Source organism: Spongiibacter sp., assembly GCF_041602295.1.
Taxonomy (GTDB): domain Bacteria; phylum Pseudomonadota; class Gammaproteobacteria; order Pseudomonadales; family Spongiibacteraceae; genus Spongiibacter.
Window position 1 is genome coordinate 1 of the sequence record NZ_JBFIGO010000038.1, and the last position, 25,089, is coordinate 25,089.

Genomic DNA, 25,089 nt, shown 5'->3' on the forward strand with positions numbered 1-25,089 from the left:
CCACAGAAAATAGTCCAAACGGCTGTTGCCTAGTTAATGGGTAGGTTGCTTGTGGTGTTATATTTGCGGGCTAGCAAGTAATGCTATCTTTGTACATTGAATATTCTAAAGATTGGTGCCCCGGAGAGGATTCGAACCTCTGACCTGCCCCTTAGGAGGGGGCCGCGCTATCCAGCTGTGCCACCGGGGCAAATTGGTTAGCGGCAGATTCTACTGACAATGTTGCCGCCGCGCAAAAGCTACTTTACCAGGGGTTCGCTGTAGCTGTGCTCGATGTCCCAGGGAAAGTGTATCCAGGTGTCCTGGGCGAATTCGCGGGTGTAGTACTCCGCTAATTCCATGGCCTGTGGTTTGGCGTAGATGGTGACGAAGGTGGCTTTGGGCAATAACTGACGGGCAATTTTTGCCGTGCCACCGGTGTCGACCAGATCGTCGACTAACAGGTAGCCATCGCCGTCGCCCTCTACCGCTTTAAGCACATTAATTTCGCCTTGGCGGTCGTGGTCATAGCTGGCAATGCACAGGGTATCGACGACCCGCAGATTGAGTTCGCGGGCGAGAATAGCGCCGGGCACCAGACCGCCGCGAGCAATGCTGATAATCCCCTTCCAGGGTTTGTCGAGTAGTCGCCTGGCAAGGTTGCGGGTGTCCCGGTGTAGCTCGTCCCAGGTGAGGTAATAAACGGGCTGTTGGCTCTGAGACATGAGTATTTCCTGGTTGCTGGGCTGGCGGGGACGGTGTTGTGCAGGCGCGATTTTGCAACATGGCCGCCTGCTGAGCAAGCGTTAGCGCTATTTATATAGCACTGCTTCTTTTACTCTGGTCTGCGGGTTATGATCCTGAGTCATCTGAGGTTCGCGCTTTGCCTTGTGGTCGGGTTTTATGGCGATTTAAGCGTGTGAAATGTGTGTGAGGCGTTCAGTCGCGACAAGTGGCGAAGTGGAGTAAGTGGTAATGACTCCGGATATATGGAGCAGTGATGACGAATTTTCGGTGTCGTTGTTATGGCTGCAGGACGGTGCCGATTCTCATTGCTGTGAACTGCTAACCCTGCCTGATGGCTATTCTTTACATGTGCGCAGCACGACCGATATTGCCGCGGTGGCGGGCTTGTTGTATTGCGACGCGGTCATTTTGGATGCCGGGCTGAGTCTGGCAAAGCAATTGTTCTGCTGTCGCTATTTTAAGGATCTCAACCTTCCTGTTATCGCGCTGTTGGGCGAGGCTAGCGAGCAGCGCGATGAGCAGGTGTCGATGCTCTGCGACGCCGGTGTCGATGAGCTGATATTTGAATTCCACCCCCAGGCATTTATGCGCAGTACCGAGCGCTTGGTGACTCGGCAGCGCAGTCTGTCTAGGCTGCGCTATGTCGAGCAAGTGCAATCTCAGGCGCTTGCATTGGTTCGCATTGCCCATTGGCAATACGACGTGGGTCGGCGGCGCTTCCGTGTTTTTAACGGCAGCGTTTTTGGCTATCGCAATGTCGCCAGCGGTGCGATCGATGAGCAGGACCTCTGGCGTTTGTTCTCCGACGGTTTTCACCTAGCGGATCGCTCGCGCTTGCTGAGAGATTTTAATCGTGTCGTAACGCTGGGGCGAGAGTCGCGCGACACTTACCGCTGGAAGGACCCGGAGAGGGGCTGGCGGCTTATTGAAATGCAATTTTGCTGTCGCGTGGATGAGCAGGGGGCGAGCGTCGCGGTGAGTGGCCTGTGTGTCGATGTGACCGAGCGGCGCGAGTCCCAGAGAGAGATCGCTCGCCAGGCGTATTTTGACTCGTTAACCGGCCTGGCGAATCGCGTTTTGTTGGAGTGCTGTCTGGACTCGATTCTCTATGGTCAACAGCATCGCGACGACAGCGTGGTGCTGTTTCACTTGGATGTGGATCATTTTAGCCGCGTCAATAATGTGCTCGGGCATGCTTGCGGCGACGCACTGTTGGTGGAGTTAGTTGCGCGTCTGCGGCGAACACTGGCATACCGTGGTGTCGTCGATGGTGAATTACTCGATCGACTGGCTGCAGGTGAGGCCGCTGGGGCGCTGGACAACGGTTGTTTGCTGGCGCGGTTGGCGGCAGATTCTTTTGCCGTGCTGCTTTGTTTGGAAGAGCTTGAGGAGGCGCCTCGTCGCGACAGTGTTTCGGCGTTAGCTGCGAAGGTGCTGCAGATATTTGAGCAGCCTTTTTATTACCAGGGGCAGTCCTTGGTGTTGACGGCGAGTTTGGGGGTGAGCTTTTCTCACGCGGAGATTTCTGGACGCGGTCTGATGCAACAGGCGGATCTGGCCTTGCACGAGGCTAAGTCTGCTGGGCGACGGCGACTGCGTTACTATCTGCCGGATATGATGCCGCGGCTAAGCCAGCGTTTAAGCTTTCAGAGTGCCTTGTCGGCGGCGCTTGAGAACCGTGAGTTGCGTCTTTACTACCAGCCGCAATTGTCGGCTGATGGGCGGCGAGTGCGCGGTGCCGAGGCGTTATTGCGCTGGCATAACCCCGAACTCGGCGAGGTGTCGCCGGAGATTTTTATCCCCCTGGCGGAGGAGAGTGGGCAGATCGTTGATATCGGTCGCTGGGTGTTCGCCGAGGCCTGTGCGCAACTGCGCAGTTGGTGTGGCACCGACCTCCAGGGTTGCCTGCTGTCGTTGAATATTTCCGCGCGTCAGCTGCACGACCGTGGTTTTGTTGATTATTGCCTGGCGACGGCCGCTGCTGCGGGTGTGTCGGTATCGCAGTTAGAGCTGGAAATTACCGAGGGGGTGCTGATTGCGGATGAGGAGGCCGCGCGGTGTGTCAGCCGCTTGCACGCACAGGGTTTTCGTATCGCGCTGGATGACTTCGGCACCGGCTATTGTTCCTTGAGTTATTTGCTGCGTTTTCCCTTGAATAGCCTGAAGATAGATCGCAGTTTTGTTCACGATATCGCCTGTGCACCGGATAAGGCCGCAGTGGTGTCGGCCATTACCCAGCTGTCGGCGCAGCTGGGGCTGGACGTGGTTGCCGAAGGTGTCGAGCAGGCGGCGGACTGGCACCGCCTTCAGCAGCTCGGCTGCCGGCAGGTGCAGGGCTTTTTGTTTGGTCGGCCGATGGCTGCGGACGCTCTGCGCGACTGGTTGGCGCAGCGACGCGCCGCGCCTTCGCTTAATGGGGGTTGTCAATAAATTGACGTGGCGACTGGAGTCGGCTGCTTTTCTTGGTTATAGTCAAAAAAACGACAATTGACGCCCCGACATGACTGCCACTATCCGCTTGTTAATCCTTGCTGACGACGATCGCCTGTGTGAGTACGGTACGCTACTTGATGCCTTGCCGCTCAGCCCTGCTCTGCTGGAGCGGGTTGAGGACGCGGCGGCGGCGAATGCGGTGTTACTGGGTCGCGGCGCGCCTGTCGATATGTACTCGGGTCCAGTACTCAATTTGCCCTGTTTAGCCGAGTCTGAGCAACTTAGCCATCTGCAACCGGCGCAGTGCCTGGCCGAGCTACAGTCGCCCTTGTACGACAGCCTGTTGGAAGGCTTGTCGCGCTTGTCGACGCAGTTGCTCGGGGAGGCGTCGGGGTCAGCTGATCACGGTCTGGTTGCCCACAGCCCAGCCATGCAGAGTCTGTGTCGACAGCTTGTGCAGGTCGCTGACAAGTCGGTGACGGTGCTGATCAATGGGCCGTCGGGGGCGGGTAAGGAGTTAGTTGCTCAAGCGATTCACCGCTTGTCGGGGCGCTGCGCGGGGCCTTTTGTACCCATAAATTGCGGGGCCATCCCTCGCGAGCTACTCGAATCCGAGTTGTTCGGCCACGAGCGCGGGGCCTTTACCGGGGCGATTTCCAGTCGAGCAGGCCGCTTTGAAATGGCTGACGGCGGCACGTTATTTCTCGATGAAATCGGTGATATGCCACTGGATATGCAGGTAAAAATCCTGCGGGCGATTCAGGAGAGAAGCTTTGAACGGGTGGGCTCAAGTCAAAGTCGCAGTGCCGATGTGCGTATTGTTGCGGCGACCCATCGCGATTTGCCGGCGATGATCAGTGCTGGGCAGTTTCGTGAGGATTTGTATTACCGCTTGAATGTCTTTCCTCTGCAGGTGCCGGCTTTGGCGGAGCGCCGTGAGGATATACCGGCCTTGTTGCGTAGTATTGCCCAGCAGCTTGCCGACGAGGGGCTGGGGCAGCTCTGTTTGGCGCCCTCGGCGATAGCCTCGCTGCAGGCTCATCCCTGGGCAGGCAATGTTCGCGAGCTGGCCAATTTGCTTGAGCGCTTGCTGATATTGTTTCCCGCAAAGGTTGTCGGTGTGCAGGATTTGCCTGAGGCCTACCAGCACGGCGATGTTTCCTGGCAGGTGCAGCCGGTCGCGGAGGCAGAGCACTCGCTGGCCGATTGGCCGGAGCAGGGGGTCGTGCTCAAGACTGAGGTGATGGCCCACGAGCAAATGCGCATACGTCAGGCCTTGGCGGCCGCTGACAATGTGGTGAGCCGCGCGGCCGAGTTGTTGAGCTTAAGGCGGACGACGCTGATTGAAAAGATGCGCAAGTACGCGATTAGCACCGACTTTTAGCAGCCGCCGAAAAGTTCTATCCAGTTGCCGTCGGGGTCGCAGACAAAGGCAAAGCCGAGAGTGTCGGTAAAGCGTGTAACGTCGATGGTGATCTCTACTCCCGCGTCTTTCAAGTTTGCGATGACCGACGGCAAATCTGCCACGCCAAAACTGATATAGCGGTAGCCGCAGGCAGCGTGGCCACCGCCGGGCACGCCGTGCTGGGGAGTGTCTTTGCCGTAGCTGACGAGCTTGATGATGTTGCCGCCGAGCTGATAGCGATACATGCTGCCGCCGGGGAAGTCCAGCTGGCTTTCGAATGGCAGGGCGAGTACCTCGCCGTAAAATTGCCGCATGGCGGTTATGTTGTTAGTCACGACGCCAATTTCCATGGCGTTGCCCAGTGTTGATGGGGTCATGTTGAGCCTGTTGAGGTCAGTTTTTTATCAGGCTACCAGAGCGCGCGGCTGTTTCGGCAGCATTGCGAAGAAAATTTAGCAGGGGGTTTGATCTGCTTAACCACCGGCCAGCTTTACGTTGTAGCCGCGTGCTTCCAGCAATTTTTTAAGTGCTTGGCGCTGGTCACCTTGAAATTCGATCTGCCCATCTTTTACTGCGCCGCCGATGCTCAGTTTTTGTTTCAGGTCTTTGGCCAGGGTTTTCAGTGCACTGTCGTCCAGGTTGAGCCCGCTGACAATACTCACCCCTTTACCTTTGCGGCCTTTTGTCTCGCGAGATATCCGCACGATGCCGTCGCCGCCGCGGGCTGCGCGTTGCGCGCTAGCTGCCAGTTCGGCGCACTGACACTGTTGCTGCGGATGTCCGCAATCGGGGCAGAGTCGTCCCTGGTCAGTGGAATAGACAATGCGCGACATAGTTACACCTCTCGGAAACTGGGATGGGAAAGCACGTATAATAGCGTCGCGGCGAGGGGGGCAGCTAGACCCCGTGTGTTCCGTGTGGATTTTTTCAGGAGACTATGGCGATGCCTAGTACCGAACGCGAGCAGTTGGTGGAGTTGCAAACCCAGCTGGCTTTTCAGGAAGACTTATTAAACACCCTTAATCAGCGGGTTGCCGAGCAGGATGGAGAGCTGCGCGTACTCAGACAGTTGCTGACACAACTGACTCAGGAAAGTCGGCAATTGCGTGACGCGATGGAAGAACGCGGGCTTGCCGAGCCCAGTCTGGCCGCGCAGATTGAAAAACCCCCGCACTATTAAGCGGGGGTATAGGCGCTCTAGTCTACGACAGAAACTTCTTCCGCCTGTGGGCCTTTTTCACCTTCGCTGAGGACAAATTCTACTTGTTGTCCTTCCATCAGGCTGCGGCGGCCGCGACCCTTGCCGCGAATTGAACGGAAGTGAACGAATACGTCGTCACCGTTTTCACGAGTGATAAAGCCGTAGCCTTTGCTGACGTTAAACCACTTAACGGTACCGCGCTCGCGAGTACTGCCCAGTGCATCGATGAAGGCGGGCAGGCGGGGAGATAGTAGGCTGGCTACCAGTACAGCTGCAAAAACAATAGCAGCGGGCAGTGCTTGCAGGCTGTCTAGGCCCAGGCGCGAGAGAGAGAAGAGAGCGAGGGCACTTAGTGCCGCGGCAACGATGATTCTAAGAATTGATAACATAACAATACAAAACCAAATAAATTAACAAAAACATGTAGTTGTACAGACGGCGACGCCGCAGGCGGCGGAGTATAACACTACCGCTGCCGTTCGTCGCCGCGTAGTGTGTCGAGCTGAAAACGTCGTGATAACAACCGGTCGGTGAGGCGGTGTGGCAGGCGGCTCAATTGGTAGAGGCGGCGATGGCCGTTGCCGATCCCGAGGTAGGCGGGACAGCGTCGCTGTTCGCTGGCGGCGAGAATACCTTGAGCTATCGCGCTGGCGTCGCTGGCGTTTTGCTGTGATAGCCGCGCTCTTTCGGCGATTGCCTTGTGCAATTTTGCGTAAGGGCTGTGTGGCTTCAGAGGGCTGAGTTCGGCTTCGGCGCGGTCGGCGAATTTGGAACGGATGGCGCCGGCGCGAACCACCATTACGCGTAGTCCGAAGGGGGCGAGTTCCATGCGCAAGGCGTCACTGAGGGCGTGGAGGGCGGCTTTGCTGGCGCAGTAGCTACCGGCAAAGGGGGTAACAAGCTTGGCTGAGACGCTGCCAATATTGACGACGGTGCTGCCCTGCTGCAAGGCCGGTAGCACCGCCTGTATCAGGTTTAATGGTGCTATGCTGTTGGTCTGGAACTGCTCAGTCAGCTGCTGTTGACTAATTTCTAGTAGTGGCCCCATCAGGCCGTAGCCCGCATTATTGATTAGCAGGTCAATGCGCCCGAATTCCTCGTGTAGCTGCTTCCCAAGCTGCTGGATACGCGCGGCGTCGTTTACGTCCAGCGCGCGTTTGTGCAGTCTAGGGTGTTCCAAAAGGATCTGTTCCGGGCTGCGCGCGGTGGCAATGACCTGGTAGCCGCGTTGCAAGGCCTGTTCGGCCAGGGCTAGGCCAAGACCGCTGGAGCAGCCGCTAATCAGAGCAACACGGCAGCGTTTGGGCATAGTGGGGGTCCTTGTTTTTGCCGATATCGTTGAGATAACACGGTGTTCTGTCAGTGAAATTACGCATTTGACTGCTGTGCTAACTCCGGGATGATGGCCATATTACACCGACTTGGCAATGATGCCGATGGGAACAAATGCAGGGAGGAGGTATGCGTTTATGCTTAGCGACGCGCTGCAATGCTGTCGCGTATGCCGTCCTGCGTACGCTGCTATTACTGAGCTTGTTCGCTGTCGCCGAGATCGCGGCTGCGCAAGCGCTATCTGCGTCCTCGGTCGCCCCGCCACAACAGCGCCTGGCATTCTCTCAGGCGCTATTGGAACTGGATGAACGCCTTGATCGCGGCGCGGTCGTGATTCGTTTTTTTGATCTTCTCAATGCTGCCGATGTCGGCGGTTTTCACGCTTTGCAGCAGCGCATCGCCAGCGCTGAGCTGCCGTTGGCGGCGTTGCGTGAGTTGGGGGGCGATGACGATGCTGTCGCCGTGCTGGGCGCCTTGGTGGAGGCCTACGCCAGTTACCGGGTGGGCAGTAATGGTGCCGTGCCGCTGAATGCCGAGCTCGATCATCGCGCGATGGTTGATAGCCTGCATCGCCTGCAGGTGCAGGCCAATCAACAATTGCAGGCGGCGGGCCAGCAGTGGCAGACGATGCAATGGCTGCGCAATGGCTTGATGCTGCTACTCGCGCTGTTGCTGCTGGTGTGCGTATTGCTTGGCCGCGTTCTGTTGCGTCAACGGCGCGCCCTGCGCGCTGCAGATCTGGCGCGAGAACAACAGCTCGAGCGCTACTCGGCCTTGATGGCGGCGATTCCCGGTGCCGTGTTGATTTGTGACGCTGAAGGGCGACTGCTGTCGGCCAGTGAGTCGGCGTCGCAGCTACTGGGTTACCGCCATGGTGTGCTGCGCGATCGACCATTGAAAATGCTGCTGGCGCCTCAGTTCCACTCCCACCTAGAGCGTTTGCTGAGCGATGTTGAAGGTCGTGGAAGCGGCTTTAAAGGCTGTGAAGTGATGCTGCTGAGCCATTCGGGTAGCGAGGTGGCCGTGGAGTTGTATCCGGGCTGGGTTGATGATCCGGACGGTGGGCGCCAACTGCTGCTGCTAATTCGTGATGTCAGCGATCATTACTTGATGTATGAACAGTATCAGCACAGTCAGCAGCGTTTTGATCTTGCAGTCATGGCATCACATGACGGTATTTGGGACTGGAATTTGTTGGCCGGAGAGCTGTATCTGAGTCCGGCATGGCTGGATATTGTCGGCTTGAGTAAAGCCCCGGAGGGGGCGGGTTTGCAAACTCTGTTGTCTTGTATCCCGGAGGCTGATCAGGACGAGCTGCGGCCTATTTTCGTCGATTTCTTGAAAAGCAAGGAGCGCATGTTCAATTGCGAGCATCGTTTGCGTAAGCGCGATGGCAGCTTGATCGAGGTTAAGTGTCAGATGGCGGTGCAGCGCAGTCCTGATGGCTGGGTGACGCGTATGGTGGGTGTCCATTCGGACATCAGCTCGGTGAAACAGAGGGAGCGCCAGCTGTGGTCTGACAAACATGCGCTGGAAGACAGACTGCGGCTGCAGTCTATGCAGCTCGCTGAAGCTGAGCGCCTCGCCGAACAGGCCGGTCACGTCAAATCGGCATTTTTGTCGGTCATTGGCCACGAGTTTCGCACACCGATGAATGCCGTGGTGGGGATGACGGATCTGCTCGCCAAGTCTTCGCTAAACGCGGAGCAGCGAATGATGCTCGATACTATTTTGCGTTCTTCACAGAGCCTGTTGTCTACGCTTGACAATATGATCGACTACTCGCTGCTGGAATCCGGCAGTGTCGACTTGCAGGAAGAGAATATTCAGTTGTGGGACTATTTAGAGGGCGTGGCATTGGTATTAGCGCCTTTAGTGGCGCGTAATCGGCAGCAATTTGTATTGGATATCGATCCGCGATTGCCGGAGCGGCTGCGTGCCGACCCGATACGCTTGCGTCAGTTGTTGCTGATTTTGCTTGAGAATGCCGTTAAGTTCTCAGTGTATAGCCAGCCTCAGGGTATTGTTGAACTTGTGGTGCGTCCAGCGGGCGATGTCGAGCAGCAGCATTACAACTGGGCGAAGCTGGTGTTTGAGGTGCGCGACAATGGCGTGGGTGTTTCCGAGCAGGATAGCCGCCGTTTGTTTAGTCCCTTTGTGCAGGCGGAAAGCTCGCCCAGTCGCCGTTTCGCCGGGGTGGGGCTGGGCTTGGCGGTCGCTGAAAAGTTAGTGCTGTTAATGGGTGGCCAGATAAGCGTGAGCAGTGTTGATGAGGGCGGCAGTTGTTTTTCGGTATTGTTGCCGGCGGAAGAGTTGTCGCTAAATACTGCCGATGATTGCGCTGCGGACGATCTCCATGTACTGGTCGTGGTGGCGGATGAGCGCTTGCGCCTGTCACTGTCGGCAGCGCTTAGCCACCGGGGACTGCGGGCGCGTTTTTGCGCCAGCGCCGAGGCCGTGCAGGAGTATTTGCAACAACACCAGGGGGCAAATACCTTGCTGGTCAGCGATGCCGACGCTTCTTGGCTCGAGGATTGCCGCACTGCCGGTGTCGCCGTGGTGAATTTGCAGCAGAGACCGGCGAAGAAAGAGGAGCTCGGCGCGGTGGGCGCCGACACCGTTTACATCAACCCGATGTTGCCTTCGCGGTTATACAAGGCGATAGACTACTGCTTGGCTGATATTGGCAGCGCAGTTGATGCTCGCGTTAAACCTTGAGAACGTCTTCCGCCTGTAGACCTTTTGGTCCTTCCACCAGATTGAATTCCACGTCTTGGCCCTCGTCGAGAGTGCGGTAGCCATCGCCGCGTATCGAGCGGAAATGAACGAATACGTCGTCGCCCTCATTGCGGGTAATAAACCCAAAGCCCTTGGCATTGTTAAACCATTTTACCGTGCCGGTTACGCGGTCGCTCATTGCTGTTCCTCTTCGTGACAGATCGTGTGGCAGACTATTGCAGTGTGGCAGAATCGCCGAGAGCCTCGGTGATTCTTGGGAAATGGGAAAGGCGATGCGGGCAGTGCGGGCTGCTGTAGCAGGGGCGGACGCCGTGTTGAACGGCTGTTGGCGAAGCATGCAAACATCACAAATTGGCGGGTAACTCTGCCTTGATTGTTTTTACTATAACGCCTTGATTGACTTTGTCCATGCTTTGACGCGAATCGTTTCGGTCAAAGCATGGCGGGGGGACGATTACAGAGCGTCGATGGCTTCTCGCTGCTCTACCAGGCGGTGGCGGCTGTGCTGCTGGGCCTGCAGTTTTTCTTTCTCTTTGTCGACGACAGCTGCGGGTGCCTTGTCGACAAACCCGGGATTGTTGAGTTTGCCGGCCAAGCGCTGGATATCCTTGTCCAGTTTGGCGATTTCCTTGTCCAAACGGCCCAGTTCTGCGGCCTTGTCGATCAGTCCGGCCATGGGCACCAGTAATTCCATGTCGCCGATCAGCTGGGTGGCGGACATCGGCGCCTGGTCGCCGGCGGCGAGCAGTTGGATGTCATCCAGCTTGGCCAGTTTGACCAAGAATTGCCGATTGGCTTGCAGGCGGCGTTGATCGTCGTCACTGAGGTTTTTCAAGATTACCGACAGGGCTTTTGATGGCGGCACATTCATTTCGCCGCGAATATTGCGGATGGCGGTAATGACCGCTTTCAGCCACTCCGCGTCGCTCAGTGCTTGTTCGTCGCTGTTGTCAGCCTGCGGACAGGGGTAGGGCTGGAGCATAATGCTGCTGTTGTCGGCGTCGGCGATACCGGCAATCGGTGCCACTCGCTGCCATATTTCTTCGGTGATAAATGGCATAAAGGGGTGGGCGAGGCGCAGGGTTGCTTCCAGTACACGGATCAAGGTGCGCCGGGTGCCGCGCTTGGCGGCGGGGCTGGCGTTGTCATCCCAGAGTACGGGTTTGGATAGCTCTAGGTACCAGTCGCAGTATTCATTCCAGATGAATTCGTAGACTTCTTGCGATGCGTGATCGAGGCGGTAAGCGGCCATAGCGTCGGCGACTCGCTGCTCGGCCTGTTGCAGGCGGGCGATGATCCAGCGGTCAGCGAGGCTCAACTCGACGTCTTCGTTATTGACGCCGCAGTCTTCGCCCTCGGTGTTCATCAGCACATAGCGTGCGGCATTCCAGATCTTGTTGCAGAAGTTGCGGTAGCCTTCCAGTCGCTTCATGTCCCAATTGATGTCGCGGCCGGTGGAGGCCAGCGAGTAGAGGGTAAAGCGCAGGGCATCGGTGCCGTGGGCGCCAATACCTTCGGGAAAGGCCTTGCGGGTGGCTTTGGCGATTTTTTCCGCCAGCTGTGGCTGCATCATGTTGCCGGTGCGTTTTTCCAGCAGGGTATCCAGCTCTATGCCGTCGATCATGTCCAGCGGGTCGAGTACATTGCCCTTGGACTTCGACATCTTCTGCCCCTGCTCGTCGCGGATCAGGCCGGTGACGTACACGGTTTTGAAGGGTACCTGGGGAGTGCCATCGTCATTTTTCATAAAGTGCATGGTCATCATGATCATCCGGGCGACCCAGAAAAAGATGATGTCGAAGCCGGTGACCAGCACGTCAGTGGGGTGGAAGGTTTTCAAGCGCTCAGTGGCTTCGGGCCAACCCAGAGTGCCGAAGGTCCACAGCGCCGAGCTGAACCAAGTGTCGAGAACGTCATCGTCCTGATGCAGCGGCAGTTCCGCATCGAGCTGGTATTTGCTGCGCGCTTCGTCTTCGTTGCGGGCGACATAGATGTTGCCGTCGGCATCATACCAGGCGGGTACCCGGTGGCCCCACCACAGCTGGCGAGAGATGCACCAGTCTTGGATGTCGCGCATCCAGCTGAAATACATGTTTTCATATTGCTTGGGCACAAACTGAATGCGACCGTCTTCGACGGCGGCAATCGCGGGCTCGGCCAGTTTGGCGGTGGCCACGAACCACTGATCGGTGAGCAGCGGCTCGATGACTAGGCCCGAGCGGTCTCCGCGGGGCACTTTCAGCGCGTGATCGTCAACTTTCTCCAGCAGGCCCGCCGTGTCCAGGTCAGCGACGATGGCTTTACGGGCGGCGTAGCGATCTAGCCCGGCATAGGCATCTGGCAGGCGATCATCAAGCTCGGTGTTGCTGCTGCTGTCACTGTTATAGACCTCGGCGCGCGCCAGAATGGCCGCATCCGGGTTCATAATATTGATCATCGGCAGCTTGTGGCGCTGGCCGAGGGCGTAATCATTGAAGTCGTGGGCGGGGGTGATCTTTACGCAGCCCGTGCCGAAGTCGCGATCGACATAGTCGTCGGCAACGATGGGAATACGGCGGCCGACCAGCGGCAGCTCAACGAATTGCCCAATCAGTGATTGGTAGCGCTCGTCGGCTGGGTTTACTGCCACGGCGGTATCGCCGAGCATGGTTTCCGGACGTGTGGTGGCGACGACCAGGTAGTTTTTGCCGTCGGCAGTGCTTGCGCCATCGGCCAGCGGGTAGCGGAAGTGCCAGAGGAAGCCGCTTTCGTCTTTGTTTTCAACTTCGAGGTCGGATATTGCCGTGTGGAGTTTGGGGTCCCAGTTAACCAGGCGTTTGCCACGGTAGATCAGGCCGTCGTCATAGAGGCGCACAAACACTTCTTGAACGGCTTTGTAAAAGCCCTCGTCCATGGTGAAGCGCTCGTTCTCCCAGTCTACAGAGGCGCCCAGGCGGCGCAGCTGGCGGGTGATGGTGCCGCCGGACTCCTCCTTCCATTCCCAGACTTTGTCTAGGAAGGCCTCGCGGCCCAGATCGTGGCGAGTCTGGCCATTTTCGGCGGCCAATTTGCGCTCGACCACCATTTGGGTGGCGATGCCGGCGTGGTCGGTGCCGACCTGCCACAGCGCCTTGGCACCCTTCATGCGCTGGTAGCGGGTCAGGGCATCCATAATGGAGTCCTGGAAGGCATGGCCCATATGCAGGCTGCCGGTGACATTGGGCGGCGGGATCATAATGCTGAACGCTGGGCCGTTACCGGCGGGGGCGAAATAGCCTTTTTGTTCCCAGAGTTGGTACCACTTGCTTTCGATGTCCGCGGGCTGAAATGTCTTGTCCATGGGTTTCCGTATCGGCGATTGCTACTGAGGCCAGAGCGGGTGCAGCTCTAGCGCAAAAAGGGGCTAAGTATACTGAGTTTTTGCGGGCGGGGCCAAAGCTGATATTGGCAGTGGCTTAGCTGCGGCGGCTCTGTTGGTACCAGCGTTCGAGCAGTTCGCTGTCCAGCTTCAGCAAACGGCGGCGCAGTTCCGCTTCGATATCTGGCAGCATGTCGTCAATCAGCTCTTGCAGGAAGATTTCGCGACTGTGGTCGTCCTCGGAGCCGCTGGGCCAGGCGTCTGTGCTGTTGGCGATGTTGTTTGGCGATGGTTTGATAATATCTTCAAGTACGGGGATCTCGACATTGCCGAGCGAGTCGCCCAGCACCTGCTGCAATTCTTCTAGGTCGTCGAGTAGCGGGCTGGCATTGCGGGTCTGATCGTTCATAGCTGTGACTCTCAGAGGCTCACCGGGTGGTTGTGTAAGGGGTAGCCGCGGTGCTTGTAAAAGCTGTAGCGCTGACGTGACGCCTGCAGGTTGTCGGCCTGCGGGCTGACGACTTCAGCCAATCGTTTGAATTGACTGAAGCCCTGGGGCAGCTGTGGCGCGGTATTGATTAAAACGTCGCAGTGTTCGCCCCAGGCCGCGGCGCCGCTGCCGCTGTGGCAGATGGCAATGGCTTCGTCGCTGTTGGCGTCGAGGCTGTGGGGTAGAAAACTGTCGGCGCGATGGTTCCACAGTAGTGTGTCCAGCTCGGCTGCCGCGGCTTGGTCGGCGCAGTGCAGCAGTACCCGGTGACCGCTGCGCCAGGCTTTCTCGGCGAGTCGGCAGCTAAACTGCAGGGCCTCGCTGGTCCCTCCCGCCGCCAGAATGTAAAAGTCGATTCGGGTCACCGCGCGGGCCTCAGTTGTCGGCCTTGCTTTGGAGGTAGTTAAATAGCAAGCCAACCGGGCGGCCGGTTGCACCTTTATTGGCACCCGAGTTCCAGGCGGCACCGGCGATGTCTAAGTGGGCCCAGCGGTAGTCTTTGCAAAATCGTGACAGGAAGCAGGCGGCGGTAACACTGCCGGCCTCGGGGCCGCCAATATTGGCCATGTCGGCGAAATTGCTGTCTAGCTGTGGTTGATACTCATCCCACAGCGGCATTGGCCAAGCCCGGTCGCGGGCGTCTTCACCGCAGCGCTGCAGTTCTTGGGCGAAGTCGTGCTGATTGCTAAAGAGGCCGATAGCGTGTTTTCCCAGTGCGACGACGCAGGCGCCGGTGAGCGTGGCAATATCAATCACTGAAGCCGGCTTGTAACGGTCGGCGTAGCTCAGGGCATCGCAGAGCACCAGGCGGCCTTCCGCGTCGGTATTAAGAATTTCAATGGTTTGTCCTGACATGCTGGTGACAACATCGCCAGGTTTGGTGGCGCGGCCGCTGGGCATATTTTCGGCAGCAGCGACAATGCCGACAACGTTGACCTTGAGCTCGGCGCTGGCCACTGCGTGCAGGGTGCCGACTACGCTGGCGGCGCCACACATATCGTATTTCATCTCATCCATTTTGGCGCCGGGCTTGAGGCTGATGCCACCGGTGTCAAACGTCACGCCTTTGCCGACTAACACATGGGGGGGCTGCTTCTTGGCGCTGCCCTGGTATTCGATGGCGATGAGGCGTGCGGGTTGTTCGCTGCCGGCGCTGACCGACAACAGCGCGCCCATGCCCAATTGCTGCATTTTTTTCTCGTCGAGTACGCTGACTTTAATGGTGTCGAATTGGCGAGCCAGTTTGCGTGACTCCTTGGCCAGAAAGTCTGGCGTGCATATATTGCCAGGCAGGTCGCCAAGGCGGCGCGCGATGTTGATGCCGCCGGCAGTGCTCTGGCCGTCGATGATGGCGCGGCGATTGCCCTCGCTGTTACTGCCTTGCAGTACCGCGCGGCGCAGTGACGCTGCCGGTTTGGCTTTGCTCAGGGTTTCGCTGTACCGGTAGGTGGAGACTTCTAATAATTGCGCGCAGCGCTGCAACAGCCAGGGGCTCTTGCGCCCGTCGATGTGCAGGTCTTCGAGCAGCAGGCAGCAATCTTTGCAGTCCTTTTTGTTCATGAAGTCTATTGCGGTGTTGAGTATCTTGTCTGCATCCGCTTCACTAAGTGTCTTGCCATCTCCGCAGCCGACGATGAGCAGACGCTTGGCACGCAGGCCGCTAATGATGGGTAGGTAAAGCGTTTCGGCGAGCTTGCCGCTGAAGTCGCCGCGTTTTAACAGCGCGGCAATCGCGTCGTCGGTGGCGTCGTTGAGGGCATTTAGCGAGCCATTGAGTTGGCCGTTACTCATTACTACCAAACAGTCGCTGGCAATGGTGCTCGGGTCTTTGCAAGGTTTTAGGCTGATCTGCATTGATACTCTCACTGACAAACATTCGCAGAGGGCGTCGCGATAAGCGATAATGCGCGCCGGAACAATAAATAAACGATGCGCGGCAAAGCCGAAGCTTGGCGGGCGCACCCTATGTGTTATGCATTTAGTGTAAAGGGTATTATCAGCGCGTGAAACCATTTGCCAACAGAGGAGTTCGGGAGCAGTGATTCTTTTTCGTTACCTTGCGAGCGAAATCCTCAAGTCCGTGTTTGCGGTGACGCTGACCTTGTTGGCAATTATCATGAGCGGCCGCTTTGTAAAATACCTGGCTCAAGTTGCCTCCGGTGATTTTTCCCCCGATGTATTGTTTTTGATCATGCTGTATCGCCTGCCGGGGTTTCTGGAGGTGGTGCTGCCGCTCGGACTGTTTATTAGTATTTTGCTGTCTTACGGCCGGCTGTATGTCGATAGTGAAATGACCGTGATGAGTGCCTGTGGCATGAGTCGCCGCCGGCTGCTGTTGTATACCCAAATCCCCGCGCTGTTTATCGCTGCAGTCGTTGCTTACATCAGTATGGTGGTAAGCCCTGCCGGTATTCAGGCCTATGCGGCGAAGTTGGCGGAAAGCCGCGCTGAAATCGGCGTTAAAGCCGCTGTGGAAGGGCGCTTTCGCATAGATAAGGGCAGTGGTCGCGTCACCTATATTGAGCAGACAGACCGAAACAAACAGACCATGAGTGCGGTCTTTATGGCTCAGGCTGAGCCCCAGGAGGAGGGCGAGCAGCTGCGGCCTCTGGTATCGCTGGTCACCGCGCAGAGTGGACGCTTTCGGGTTGATGAGCAGACTGGCGAACGTCACTTGGTGTTGGATAAGGGCGTGCGTTATGTGGGGGAGCCCGGTCAGCCGGACTATCAGTTCACCCGCTTCGAGCGGCTCAGTCAGTTGATGCGTGATCCGGAGGTGAAAACCTATCGCCAGGAGATCGATGGCAAGTCGACTGCGGAGCTGTGGGGCAGTGACAAGCTGGAAGACATTGCTGCGGTGCAGTGGCGTATTTCGCTGAGTGTATTGGTGCCCATTGCGGCATTGATTGCGGTGTCATTGAGTAAGACAGATCATCGCCGCGGTCGCTACGGCAAAATGTTCCCGGCTTTTATGCTGTATATGCTGTATTTAGTGGGGCTCAATGCGGTGAGGGATGCTATCGCGAAGGGCGCCTGGCCGGTGCTGCCGGGTATGTGGGTCATTCATGCGATTTTTTTGTTATTGGGTTTGGTGCTGTTGTATTGGGACAGTGTGCTGCGCCACTGGTGGTTGGCCTGGAGGCGTAGTCGTGGTTAAAGGCGATGCATAAGTTAAATCGCTATATTGGTCGTACGGTTGCCGCCGCTATTTTGCTAGTGCTGGTTGTTATTGTTGGCATAGATCTGCTGTCGACCTTGATTGAAGAGCTTAAGGAAGTTCGTGGCGACTATGGCTTTGTCTCGGTATTGCAGTATATCGGCATGGTGGCGCCGGGTAGCTTGTATAAGTACCTGCCCTTTGCGGCGCTGGTAGGCTGTCTGGCCGGCCTGGGAAGCCTGGCCAGTAGCAGCGAATTAGTGGTGATGCGTGCAGCGGGGGTGTCGACGCTAAAGCTTGTGATGGCGGTGGTTAGACCGACCTTATTTATTACACTCATCGGCTTGTTTGTTGCCGAATACATCGCGCCGGCCTCCCAGCAAATCGCCGAAAGCCAGCGTGCGCTCGCCCTGCAGAAGTCGGCCAGCAGCCACTCTCGGCACGGGATGTGGCATCGTGAGGGGCGGGATTTTATGCATTTTAACGCCGTGCAGCCCAATGGTGTGTTGTACGGTGTCAGCGTCTATCGCTTTGATCAGGAGCGCAACTTGGTGCAGAGCACCTATGCCAGCCGGGCAAACTACTTGGCGGGGGGCTGGACTCTGGAAGATGTGCAACAGGTGGATTTTGTCGGGGACGCTGCCCAGCAGCAATTTTTCAGCGAGCTGGAGTGGGAGTCGGATCTGTCTCCTGAGCTGCTTAATGTATTGGTGCTGGACCCGGAGGACCTGTCGATCAGCGGTTTGTGGCGCTACGCCAGCTATCTTAAGAAACAGGGTTTGAATGCCGGTGACTACGAACTGGCGTTTTGGAACAAGTTACTGCAGCCGATTACCATCCTCGGCATGGTCTTTGTCGCGATCTCGTTTATCTTTGGGCCGTTGCGCGACGTCACCATGGGCTTTCGCATTTTTGTCGGGGTGATGGTCGGTATTGTATTTCGCACTCTCCAGGATATTCTCGGGCCCTCCAGCCTGGTTTATGGCTTCGATCCGATCTATGCCAGTGTTTGTCCGATTTTGATCTGCCTGCTGGTCGGCGGCGTGCTGATGTCTCGGCGCAACTAATGCGCCGCTATTTTTGCTCTTTGGGTAGCTGCACTACGCGACTTCCGGAGGCGATGTCTTGCCAGCTGCGGCCCTCGCGATCCAGCCAGGCCCACCAGTAGCCGGCGCCAAATAGGAAAAAGGCTAGCGCGGCGACCGGTAGACGAATGGCTACCTGCTTCCAGCTGACTGCTGTGCCGTCGATAGATTCCAGTTTCAGCCGCCACGCTTGCATACCCAATGTCTGGCCACTCTTGCGCCAAAACCAGCCGTAGAAGGCGAATATCAGCGCCAGCAGGTAGAGGGTATAGCCCCAGCCTTGCAGCGGGGTATTGAGTTCGTGTACCACGCTATCGGTGGCGGGTGACATTGCCAGTCGGTCGGCGTTCAAGAGTAACGCGGGCAGCAATGAGGCGACAAATAATACGGCAAACATCAGGAAACCGTCGTAGATGGCGGCAGCTATGCGCCGCCAGACGCCGGCGACGGGGAACGATGGTGCGATCATAGTAGACTACCCAAAGAAAAACGGCCGTCATTGTAGCAGAGCTATGACGACCGCGCCGTGGCATTGGTTAGCTGTGTTCCCTAGAAGTTCACGGCCACGCCGAGCGCCAGTGAGCTGCTGCGCAGGTGTAGGTTGTAGTCTACGGCGAAGTGTTTGTTGGGTTTGCCGAGCTTAACACGGCCTTCTTCATCGGGCAGAAAGCTCATCGAGGCGCGTTTATGGAGTGCGCGGTAGAGTGCTTTGGCGCCGAGTTTGATAAGCTCTTTTTTCGCCGCTTTGCCGGTTTTCGCCTGGTGTTGATTCATCCAAATGCGGTTGAATCGGGCTTGGGTGGCGCTGTGGGCGATAAAGCTACCTGAAGTTTGATCTTCCTCGATACAGAAGCGCAGGGTAGGCTGGTAGCCTGGGCGGTGATCGGCGGGCAGCGTCAATTCACCATCGTAGACACTGCTTGTTTCCGCCTGGCTTACACTGCACAACAGTGCGGCGGCAATGGCCAATACTGCTCGCTGGAGAAGAGGCGTTACGGTAAATGTCAGTGTTGGTGTTTTCATCGCTGTCTACTCCATGCGCCCGGTTAAGTTATCGTTGTTGAGCATGGCCTTAGATTAGCGATTTGTAGGGGGCGGAAAAATTAGTAGTTGTACCGTAGGGGTTATGCCATACAGGGCTAGTGGCCTGCCGACGACGCAAGTGTCGAGGCGGTAAAAAGTGTGCGGTGAGTCACAATAATGAAAGGAAAGGTGTAGCAAGCAATGCGTATATTACTGATCGAGGACGACTTGAGTGTCGCGGAATATATCGTTAAGGGCCTTCGAGAGAGTGGTTATCAGGTCGAACATGCGGCTGATGGTAAGTCGGGCTTGGTTAAGGCCACCACAGAGGAGTTCGATGCATTAATTGTCGATCGAATGCTGCCTAACGTCGATGGCCTGACGATTATCCAGACTCTGAGGGCGGCAAACGACGCAACACCGGCGTTGATTTTAAGTGCCCTGGGGGAAGTCGATGACCGTGTGAAAGGGCTGAAAGCGGGCGGCGACGATTATTTGGTGAAGCCCTTTGCTTTTGCCGAATTGCTGGCGCGGATTGAAGTGATATTGCGCCGGCACGAATCCAGTTCGGCGGTAACCCGGTTGAAAGTGGCCGATTTGGAAATGGACTTGCTGGCCCACAAGGTTACCCGTGGCGGTGAGACCTTTAACTTGCAGCCGCGCGAATACAAATTGCTGGAGTACTTGATGCGGCACGCCGGGCAGGTGGTGACGCGGACCATGTTGCTGGAAAATGTTTGGGACTACCATTTCGACCCGCAGACCAATGTGATCGATGTCCATATCAGCCGGCTGAGGCAAAAGGTCGACAAGGGTTTTGATCGCCAATTGCTAAATACTGTTCGCGGCGCCGGGTATATGTTGGATGATTCTCAGTAAAATTTTTACCAGTTTTACCTTCCGCTTTCTGGTCAGCTATGTCGCCTGGCTCAGTGTTTCGGTGTTTATGGTGCTGGCGCTGATTTATGCCTTTATCGCCTACGGCTTTTTTAGCGATGTGCACAGCTCGGTAAAGTTGGAATTGGACGAACTCAGTCAGGCTTATGAAAAAGGTGGCCGGGAGGCCGTCGATCGGTTTGTCGCCGAGCATAGTGGGCCGGAACGCTTAATTCGCTTCTTTTATTTTGTGGGTGATGCGCAGCAGCGAAAAATTGCTGGTAATTTGACCGAGTGGCCGGATGCTAAGGAATATCGCAATGGCTGGCTGGGTTTTGATTTTGAATCGCTGACCAGTATTGCCGATCCGGTGAGTAATGAGTTCATTGCCCGCTCGATGCAGCTGCCAAGTGGCGAACAGCTGTTGGTCGCGAGGCATTACGCCGATGTATTGAACAGCACCAAGTTGGTCGCCGGAGCGCTGACGCGTTCAATGGTGGCGACGATTATTCTCGGCACCATTGGTGGGGCGATTACGGCGGGGCTGAGCCTGCGGCGTATTGAGCACATCAACACCACCTTGCATCGTATTATGTCCGGCGATTTTTCCGAGCGCATCGATATAAGCGGGAGTACCGGGGATTTTCGCCGCTTGTCGGAGAACGTCAATCAGATGCTCGATCGTATCGAGGTGTTGATGACGGGTGTGAGGCAGGTGTCCGACAATATTGCCCACGATCTGCGAACGCCGCTAACGCGATTGCGCAATAAGCTCAGCGATCTTCACGATAACTGCCACGACCCTGGCAATCGTGAGCAGGTTGAGGCGCTCATCGAGGAAGCGGACGGTTTGCTGGGGACCTTCAGTGCCCTGTTGCGTATTGCTCAGGTGGAGTCTGGCAATCGCCGCTCGGGTTTTGCTGACGTTGATCTTTGTACCCTGGTGTCAGATGTTATCGAGCTTTATGAGCCGCTGGCCGCTGATAAAGGCCAGCGCTTCAACACTGCGATGGCAAGGGTGGGTAAGCTCGTAGGTGATCGCAATTTGCTGTTTCAGGCGGTGGCGAACTTGGTGGACAACGCCATTAAATACACGCCCGAAGGCGGTGAGGTGCAGGTGGGCTTGTCGGTTGAGCCCGACTGCTATCGTATTTATGTGGCCGACACCGGTATCGGTATTCCCGACGTCGATCGCGACAAGGTCTTTCAGCGGTTTTTCCGGGTAGAGAGCAGTCGCAGCCGTCACCCGGGTAACGGCTTGGGGCTCAGTCTCGTGCAAGCTGTGGTCAAATTGCACGACGGATCGATAGCGTTGGAGGACAATCGCCCGGGGCTGAAAGTGGTCATGCGCCTGCCTCGTCAGAGTAGTGCGACCAGCAAGGTGTGACAGGCTAGCCGAGCTTAAGGTGATCGGTTGACGGCGGGGCGGGTGCCGGTTTGGGAGAACTGGCGCCGAGCAGGCTGCCGACTTCGGCAATACTGAGCGCCCCGCAGAGCTCGTCCAGGTCGAGGGTCGGTGTTGGCGCCTTGTTGCTTAGCGCGAGGTCGTCAAGCTCGACAATACTCAGGTGGTCGGTTGCGGGTGCCTCGACGCTGCGGACCTGGTGTTCTTGCAGGCGGCTGCCGGTAGCGGCCAGCGACAGCGCGCTAGTGTCGATGTTTGCGCGCTGAAATGCTTGCCGCTCTTGTTCGCGCAATACCGGACTGCCGCTAGGGCAAAGCGTCAGTGGTTCGCTGGCCGCGCTGGCGTGTTCGGCGACCGCCTGGCGCTGTTCACTGCCGGTGGCGCTGGGCCGGGATTCAGTGAGGATGCCTAATTTATCAAAGCCGCGCTGCAGGCGTTCCAGCTCGGCGCTGCTAATGGCTTTGCGGATGCGGCTGCTGCGGCCGCGCAAAAGTTTGTCTACGTGTTCGGCCGGGCGCTTGAACAGGGTGGATAGCTGCTTGACGGCGCGGTCGCGGTCGCTGCCAACGGCTAAATGGCCGGTGAGAAACAGGTCAAATTGTGGGTCTGCCATTGCACGGTTGCACGAAGTGCCCTCGGTGGTGGTAGTTTATTACCTTATCGTCACAACTTAGCAGACTGTGGGGGAGGGTGTTACCATTCGACCACAAATTTGTGATGTGATCGGAGGCTACGAGGGTTTATTGACAGGCCCTGGCGACACTATATGGATCTTGAAGCCGTTCCCAGCCGCTTTGCCCGTTCACTGCTGAATCTAGCTGTCGAGCGAGGCTACGACCCCGGTAAGATTTTGCGTTACGCGCAGATTCCCTTTGACCCCAGTGATAGCCGCAACAAGGCTTATCAGCCCTACATCAGCGCCATGCAATACACCCGCCTCTACCAGCAGGTGATGAGTTTGATACAGGATGAGGCTTTTGGCCTGATGCTGGGTCACCGGGTGACGCCGGGGGCGTTTCGGATGATGTGTTATTGCCTGCTGGGCTGTGAAAACCTCGGCAAGGCTATCAAGCGCGCCTGCGAGTTTTACCGCACTTTCTATGAAGTGGATACGCAGATCCATTTGGATACCCGGCGCGACAGCGCGATTGTCGGCTACGGCAGTATCAAAAAAGGCTTTGCCGGCGACGAGGTTGAAGCGTCGGACTTATACGGGCTAATGATTTGGCACCGGTTTTTTTGCTGGTTGGTCGGCAATAATATTGAACTGAAGGAAGTGCGTTTTGCCGGTCAGGCACCCCAGGAGCGAGGTCGTGTGGTGCGCTATCAGCAGCTGTTTGAATGCCCGGTCTACTACGGCCAGCTGCGCGATGAATTTGTGTTTGATACGCGCTATTTGAATTTTCCCCTGGTGCAAAACGAGCGCAGTCTGAAGGAGTTTTTACGCACCGCCCCCTATCCCTTGATGGTGCTTAGCAGCGGGCGAGATGACGGCAGTTTAGTCGCACGCGTGAGGGCGATGATTGGCCAGGACTTTTCCCAGGGCTTTCCCAGTTTTGAGCGCATTACTGAAGCCCTGAATATGTCGGCGCCCACTTTGCGGCGCCGCCTGAAGAAAGAGGGCACGACTTTTCAGCAATTAAAAGATGAATGTCGGCGCGACGCGGCGATGGCCTATCTGAGCAGTTCTGAGCTGTCCATCAACGGTGTGGCGGCACTAATGGGCTTTACCGACCCCTCTGCTTTTCATCGCTGCTTTAAAAAGTGGACCGGGATCACCCCGGGGGAATTTCGCCAGCGCGAGCGCAATGCCGAGCTATAGTGCGTGATGTTTTTCTCTAAGTCTTTGTAAATTATAACTAAATATCAAATATGTCAGTCCATTGACCGGATATGTTATTGCCTGTCTTGTGGCTCAGACGCCATGCTCTGCCTATTCTAGGTAATCCCAATCTACTTTGGCAGGACACAGCATGGCAGACGCTTTTATTTACGATGCGATTCGCACCCCGCGCGGCAAAGGCAAGCAGGGCGGTTCGCTCTACGAGGTTAAACCCATTGATTTGGTCACCAATCTCCTGGAGGCGATGAAAGAGCGCCTAGACCTGGATACCACCAAGGTTGAAGACTTGATTCTCGCCTGTGGCGAGCCTGTTAAAGAGCAGGGTCAGAATATTGCCAAGGCGGCCTTGGTCTACTCCAGCTGGGACGACATTACCACCGGTGCCCAGTTGCACCGCTTCTGCGCGGGCGGTCTGGACGCGGTTAATATGGCGGCTGCTAAAGTCGCCTCGGGTTTTGAGGATCTGGTTGCCGCCGGCGGTGTGGAATCCATGTCCCGCCTGGGTATTGGCGCCAGTGGCGGCGCTACCGGTGACCCGTGGGTTGCGATGAAGTCTTACTTTATTTCCCAGGGCCTGGGCGCCGATATGATCGCCACCATGGACGGCTTTAGCCGCGAGCAGATCGATGCCTACGCGGCACGTTCGCAGCAGCGAGCCGCCCACGCCCGCGACAACGGCTACTTTAAGTCCATTGTGCCGGTTCGCGATATGAATGGCGTAACCGTGCTGGATAAAGACGAGCTGATTCGCGCGGAAACCACCGCCGAGGGCTTGGCCAAACTGAAGCCGGCTTTCCAGATGTTTAATGACTTCGGTCACGGCGGTGTTGCTAAGCTCAAATACCCCGAGCTGGATAATATCGACTGTGTCCACACGGCGGGTAACTCTTCGGGTATCGTCGACGGCGCTGCGCTGGTGTTGATCGGCAGCGAAGCCGCTGGCAAAGAGCAGGGCTTGACGCCGCGCGCGCGCATCGTCAGCTGTGCTCTGGTGGGCAGTGAGCCGACCATTATGCTCGACGGCCCTGTGCCGGCTACCCAGAAGGCGCTGAAAAAGGCCGGTTTGACCGTCGACGATATCGATCTGTTTGAACTCAACGAAGCCTTTGCTTCGGTGGTGCTGCGCTACCAGGATCGGCTGGGTATCCCCGATGACAAGATTAACGTTAACGGCGGCGCGATTGCCATGGGTCACCCCATCGGCGCCACTGGCGCAATGATTCTCGGTACCTTGCTCGACGAGCTGGAGCGCCGTGACCTGCAGCGCGGTTTGGTCACCCTGTGTGCCGGCGGCGGTATCGGCATCGCTACCATTATCGAGCGCGTGTAAAAACCGCAGACAGTGAATTTTGGCTCGGCGCCCAGCGCTGAGCAGCACAGAGAGATACAGAACAATGGGATATATTCGTTTAGAAAAAGACGCAGATGGCATCGTAGAGCTGATCTTCGACCAGCCGGGTAAAACGGTAAACACCATGGGCCTGGAGTACGACGAGGCGATGCGTGCGGCGGTTGCTGAGTTGCAGGGCATGGTTGCGGCCGGCGGTGTGACCGGTATCTACCTGCGCAGCGGCAAGCCCAACCAGTTTTTTGCCGGCGGCGACATCAAAGAAATGCTGGAGATGGATCTGAATCCGCCAGCGGATAAAAAGACCGAAATGTACGACGGCATCATGGCCACCAAGGCGCCGCTGCGCACCTTGGAAACACTGGGCGTACCCGTGGCAGTGGGCATGAACGGCCCGGCCCTGGGTGGCGGTTTCGAAATTGCCCTGGCCTCTCACTACCGCGTGGCGGTAGAGGGCATTCAAATGGGCCTGCCCGAAGCGATGATCGGCTTGATGCCGGGCGCCGGTGGTGTCGTGCGTATGACCTACCTGTTGGGCATGCAAGAGGCCATTGGCCTGATCAGCCAGGGGCGTCGCCTGAAGGCGGACAAGGCGCTGGAAAAAGGCCTGGTACACGCGCTGGCCAAAGATGAAGACGATATGCACGCCCAGGCTAAGGCGTGGATCAAGGAAAATGCCGGCGTCGAGG

General features: G+C 57.1%; 24 protein-coding genes and 1 tRNA gene. 11 read left to right on the top strand and 14 right to left on the bottom strand.

From position 1 onward, the window contains the following. Window positions 1-113: 113 nt before the first annotated feature. Together ABYM29_RS08280 and gpt are read right to left on the bottom strand one after the other, a co-directional pair. Window positions 114-190, bottom strand: a tRNA-Arg gene (locus tag ABYM29_RS08280). Between the two features lie 49 nt (window positions 191-239). Continuing rightward, on the bottom strand, window positions 240-704 hold the full coding sequence (gene gpt / locus ABYM29_RS08285) for a xanthine phosphoribosyltransferase (protein WP_372864261.1): 465 nt from the start codon (window positions 702-704) through the stop codon (window positions 240-242). Between the two features lie 250 nt (window positions 705-954). On the opposite strand from gpt, the gene ABYM29_RS08290 reads away from it, so the two are divergent. Together ABYM29_RS08290 and ABYM29_RS08295 are read left to right on the top strand one after the other, a co-directional pair. Beyond that, window positions 955-3,156 carry a putative bifunctional diguanylate cyclase/phosphodiesterase gene (locus tag ABYM29_RS08290; RefSeq protein ID WP_372864262.1) on the top strand — a complete coding sequence of 734 codons (2,202 nt, stop codon included), beginning with the start codon at window positions 955-957 and terminating at the stop codon, window positions 3,154-3,156. Between the two features lie 70 nt (window positions 3,157-3,226). Then, entirely contained in the window at window positions 3,227-4,543 is a 1,317-nt protein-coding gene (locus ABYM29_RS08295) for a sigma-54 interaction domain-containing protein (RefSeq protein WP_372864263.1), read from the top strand. Here ABYM29_RS08295 and ABYM29_RS08300 read toward each other — a convergent pair. Next, a complete protein-coding gene (locus ABYM29_RS08300) occupies window positions 4,540-4,941 on the bottom strand; it encodes a VOC family protein (protein WP_372864264.1) in 402 nt (133 codons plus the stop codon). The two genes, ABYM29_RS08295 and ABYM29_RS08300, sit on opposite strands and share 4 nt — an antisense overlap. A 96-nt stretch (window positions 4,942-5,037) precedes the next feature. Continuing rightward, entirely contained in the window at window positions 5,038-5,397 is a 360-nt protein-coding gene (yciH, locus tag ABYM29_RS08305) for a stress response translation initiation inhibitor YciH (RefSeq protein WP_372864265.1), read from the bottom strand. Between the two features lie 110 nt (window positions 5,398-5,507). Between yciH and ABYM29_RS08310 the strand changes: the two genes are divergently transcribed. After that, window positions 5,508-5,744, top strand: a complete 237-nt coding sequence (locus tag ABYM29_RS08310; protein WP_372864266.1) for a SlyX family protein — start codon at window positions 5,508-5,510, stop codon at window positions 5,742-5,744. Between the two features lie 17 nt (window positions 5,745-5,761). Here ABYM29_RS08310 and ABYM29_RS08315 read toward each other — a convergent pair whose 3' ends face one another. Both ABYM29_RS08315 and ABYM29_RS08320 read right to left on the bottom strand, forming a co-directional pair. After that, window positions 5,762-5,983 (bottom strand): cold-shock protein, encoded by a 222-nt coding sequence (locus ABYM29_RS08315; RefSeq protein WP_372864284.1) that lies wholly within the window; start codon window positions 5,981-5,983, stop codon window positions 5,762-5,764. Between the two features lie 248 nt (window positions 5,984-6,231). After that, the gene (locus tag ABYM29_RS08320; RefSeq protein ID WP_372864267.1) at window positions 6,232-7,074 is read right to left on the bottom strand and encodes an SDR family NAD(P)-dependent oxidoreductase; all 843 of its coding nucleotides are present in this window, start codon (window positions 7,072-7,074) and stop codon (window positions 6,232-6,234) included. Between the two features lie 152 nt (window positions 7,075-7,226). Here ABYM29_RS08320 and ABYM29_RS08325 point away from each other — a divergent pair, with 152 nt between their 5' ends. Further along, window positions 7,227-9,815, top strand: a complete 2,589-nt coding sequence (locus tag ABYM29_RS08325; RefSeq protein WP_372864268.1) for an ATP-binding protein — start codon at window positions 7,227-7,229, stop codon at window positions 9,813-9,815. Here the strand turns inward: ABYM29_RS08325 and ABYM29_RS08330 are convergent. From ABYM29_RS08330 to ABYM29_RS08350, 5 genes are all read right to left on the bottom strand, one after another. Further along, complete coding sequence (locus ABYM29_RS08330) at window positions 9,805-10,014, bottom strand: cold-shock protein (protein WP_372864269.1); 210 nt, start codon at window positions 10,012-10,014, stop codon at window positions 9,805-9,807. The genes ABYM29_RS08325 and ABYM29_RS08330 overlap by 11 nt on opposite strands. 276 nt (window positions 10,015-10,290) lie before the next feature. After that, a complete protein-coding gene (locus tag ABYM29_RS08335) occupies window positions 10,291-13,155 on the bottom strand; it encodes a valine--tRNA ligase (RefSeq protein WP_372864270.1) in 2,865 nt (954 codons plus the stop codon). A gap of 115 nt (window positions 13,156-13,270) precedes the next feature. Further along, complete coding sequence (locus ABYM29_RS08340; RefSeq protein WP_372864271.1) at window positions 13,271-13,582, bottom strand: hypothetical protein; 312 nt, start codon at window positions 13,580-13,582, stop codon at window positions 13,271-13,273. A gap of 11 nt (window positions 13,583-13,593) precedes the next feature. Continuing rightward, a complete protein-coding gene (locus ABYM29_RS08345; protein WP_372864272.1) occupies window positions 13,594-14,028 on the bottom strand; it encodes a DNA polymerase III subunit chi in 435 nt (144 codons plus the stop codon). Window positions 14,029-14,038: 10 nt separating this feature from the next. After that, window positions 14,039-15,517: a leucyl aminopeptidase gene (locus ABYM29_RS08350; protein ID WP_372864273.1), complete on the bottom strand. Its 1,479-nt coding sequence runs from the start codon at window positions 15,515-15,517 to the stop codon at window positions 14,039-14,041. Between the two features lie 184 nt (window positions 15,518-15,701). On the opposite strand from ABYM29_RS08350, the gene lptF reads away from it, so the two are divergent. Continuing rightward, the gene (gene lptF / locus ABYM29_RS08355) at window positions 15,702-16,820 is read left to right on the top strand and encodes an LPS export ABC transporter permease LptF (RefSeq protein WP_372864274.1); all 1,119 of its coding nucleotides are present in this window, start codon (window positions 15,702-15,704) and stop codon (window positions 16,818-16,820) included. Between the two features lie 5 nt (window positions 16,821-16,825). Next, window positions 16,826-17,887 (top strand): LPS export ABC transporter permease LptG, encoded by a 1,062-nt coding sequence (gene lptG, locus ABYM29_RS08360; RefSeq protein WP_372864275.1) that lies wholly within the window; start codon window positions 16,826-16,828, stop codon window positions 17,885-17,887. A 7-nt stretch (window positions 17,888-17,894) separates the two neighbouring features. On the opposite strand, the gene ABYM29_RS08365 is transcribed toward lptG, so the two are convergent. Further along, complete coding sequence (locus tag ABYM29_RS08365; protein WP_372864276.1) at window positions 17,895-18,374, bottom strand: RDD family protein; 480 nt, start codon at window positions 18,372-18,374, stop codon at window positions 17,895-17,897. Between the two features lie 80 nt (window positions 18,375-18,454). After that, window positions 18,455-18,928, bottom strand: a complete 474-nt coding sequence (locus ABYM29_RS08370) for a hypothetical protein (RefSeq protein WP_372864277.1) — start codon at window positions 18,926-18,928, stop codon at window positions 18,455-18,457. Between the two features lie 201 nt (window positions 18,929-19,129). On the opposite strand from ABYM29_RS08370, the gene ABYM29_RS08375 reads away from it, so the two are divergent. Further along, window positions 19,130-19,807 carry a winged helix-turn-helix domain-containing protein gene (locus tag ABYM29_RS08375; RefSeq protein WP_372864278.1) on the top strand — a complete coding sequence of 226 codons (678 nt, stop codon included), beginning with the start codon at window positions 19,130-19,132 and terminating at the stop codon, window positions 19,805-19,807. Then, window positions 19,794-21,191, top strand: a complete 1,398-nt coding sequence (locus ABYM29_RS08380; RefSeq protein ID WP_372864279.1) for an ATP-binding protein — start codon at window positions 19,794-19,796, stop codon at window positions 21,189-21,191. Before ABYM29_RS08375 ends, ABYM29_RS08380 begins: the two co-directional genes overlap by 14 nt. Window positions 21,192-21,195: 4 nt before the next feature. On the opposite strand, the gene ABYM29_RS08385 is transcribed toward ABYM29_RS08380, so the two are convergent. Then, window positions 21,196-21,822: a hypothetical protein gene (locus ABYM29_RS08385; RefSeq protein ID WP_372864280.1), complete on the bottom strand. Its 627-nt coding sequence runs from the start codon at window positions 21,820-21,822 to the stop codon at window positions 21,196-21,198. Between the two features lie 153 nt (window positions 21,823-21,975). Here ABYM29_RS08385 and ABYM29_RS08390 point away from each other — a divergent pair, with 153 nt between their 5' ends. The 3 genes from ABYM29_RS08390 to ABYM29_RS08400 form a co-directional block, all read left to right on the top strand. After that, complete coding sequence (locus tag ABYM29_RS08390; RefSeq protein ID WP_372864281.1) at window positions 21,976-23,031, top strand: AraC family transcriptional regulator; 1,056 nt, start codon at window positions 21,976-21,978, stop codon at window positions 23,029-23,031. Between the two features lie 151 nt (window positions 23,032-23,182). Then, a complete protein-coding gene (locus tag ABYM29_RS08395) occupies window positions 23,183-24,382 on the top strand; it encodes an acetyl-CoA C-acetyltransferase (protein WP_372864282.1) in 1,200 nt (399 codons plus the stop codon). 64 nt (window positions 24,383-24,446) lie between these two features. Then, a partial coding sequence (locus tag ABYM29_RS08400) for an enoyl-CoA hydratase/isomerase family protein (protein ID WP_372864283.1) occupies window positions 24,447-25,089 on the top strand: 643 nt, incomplete at its 3' end.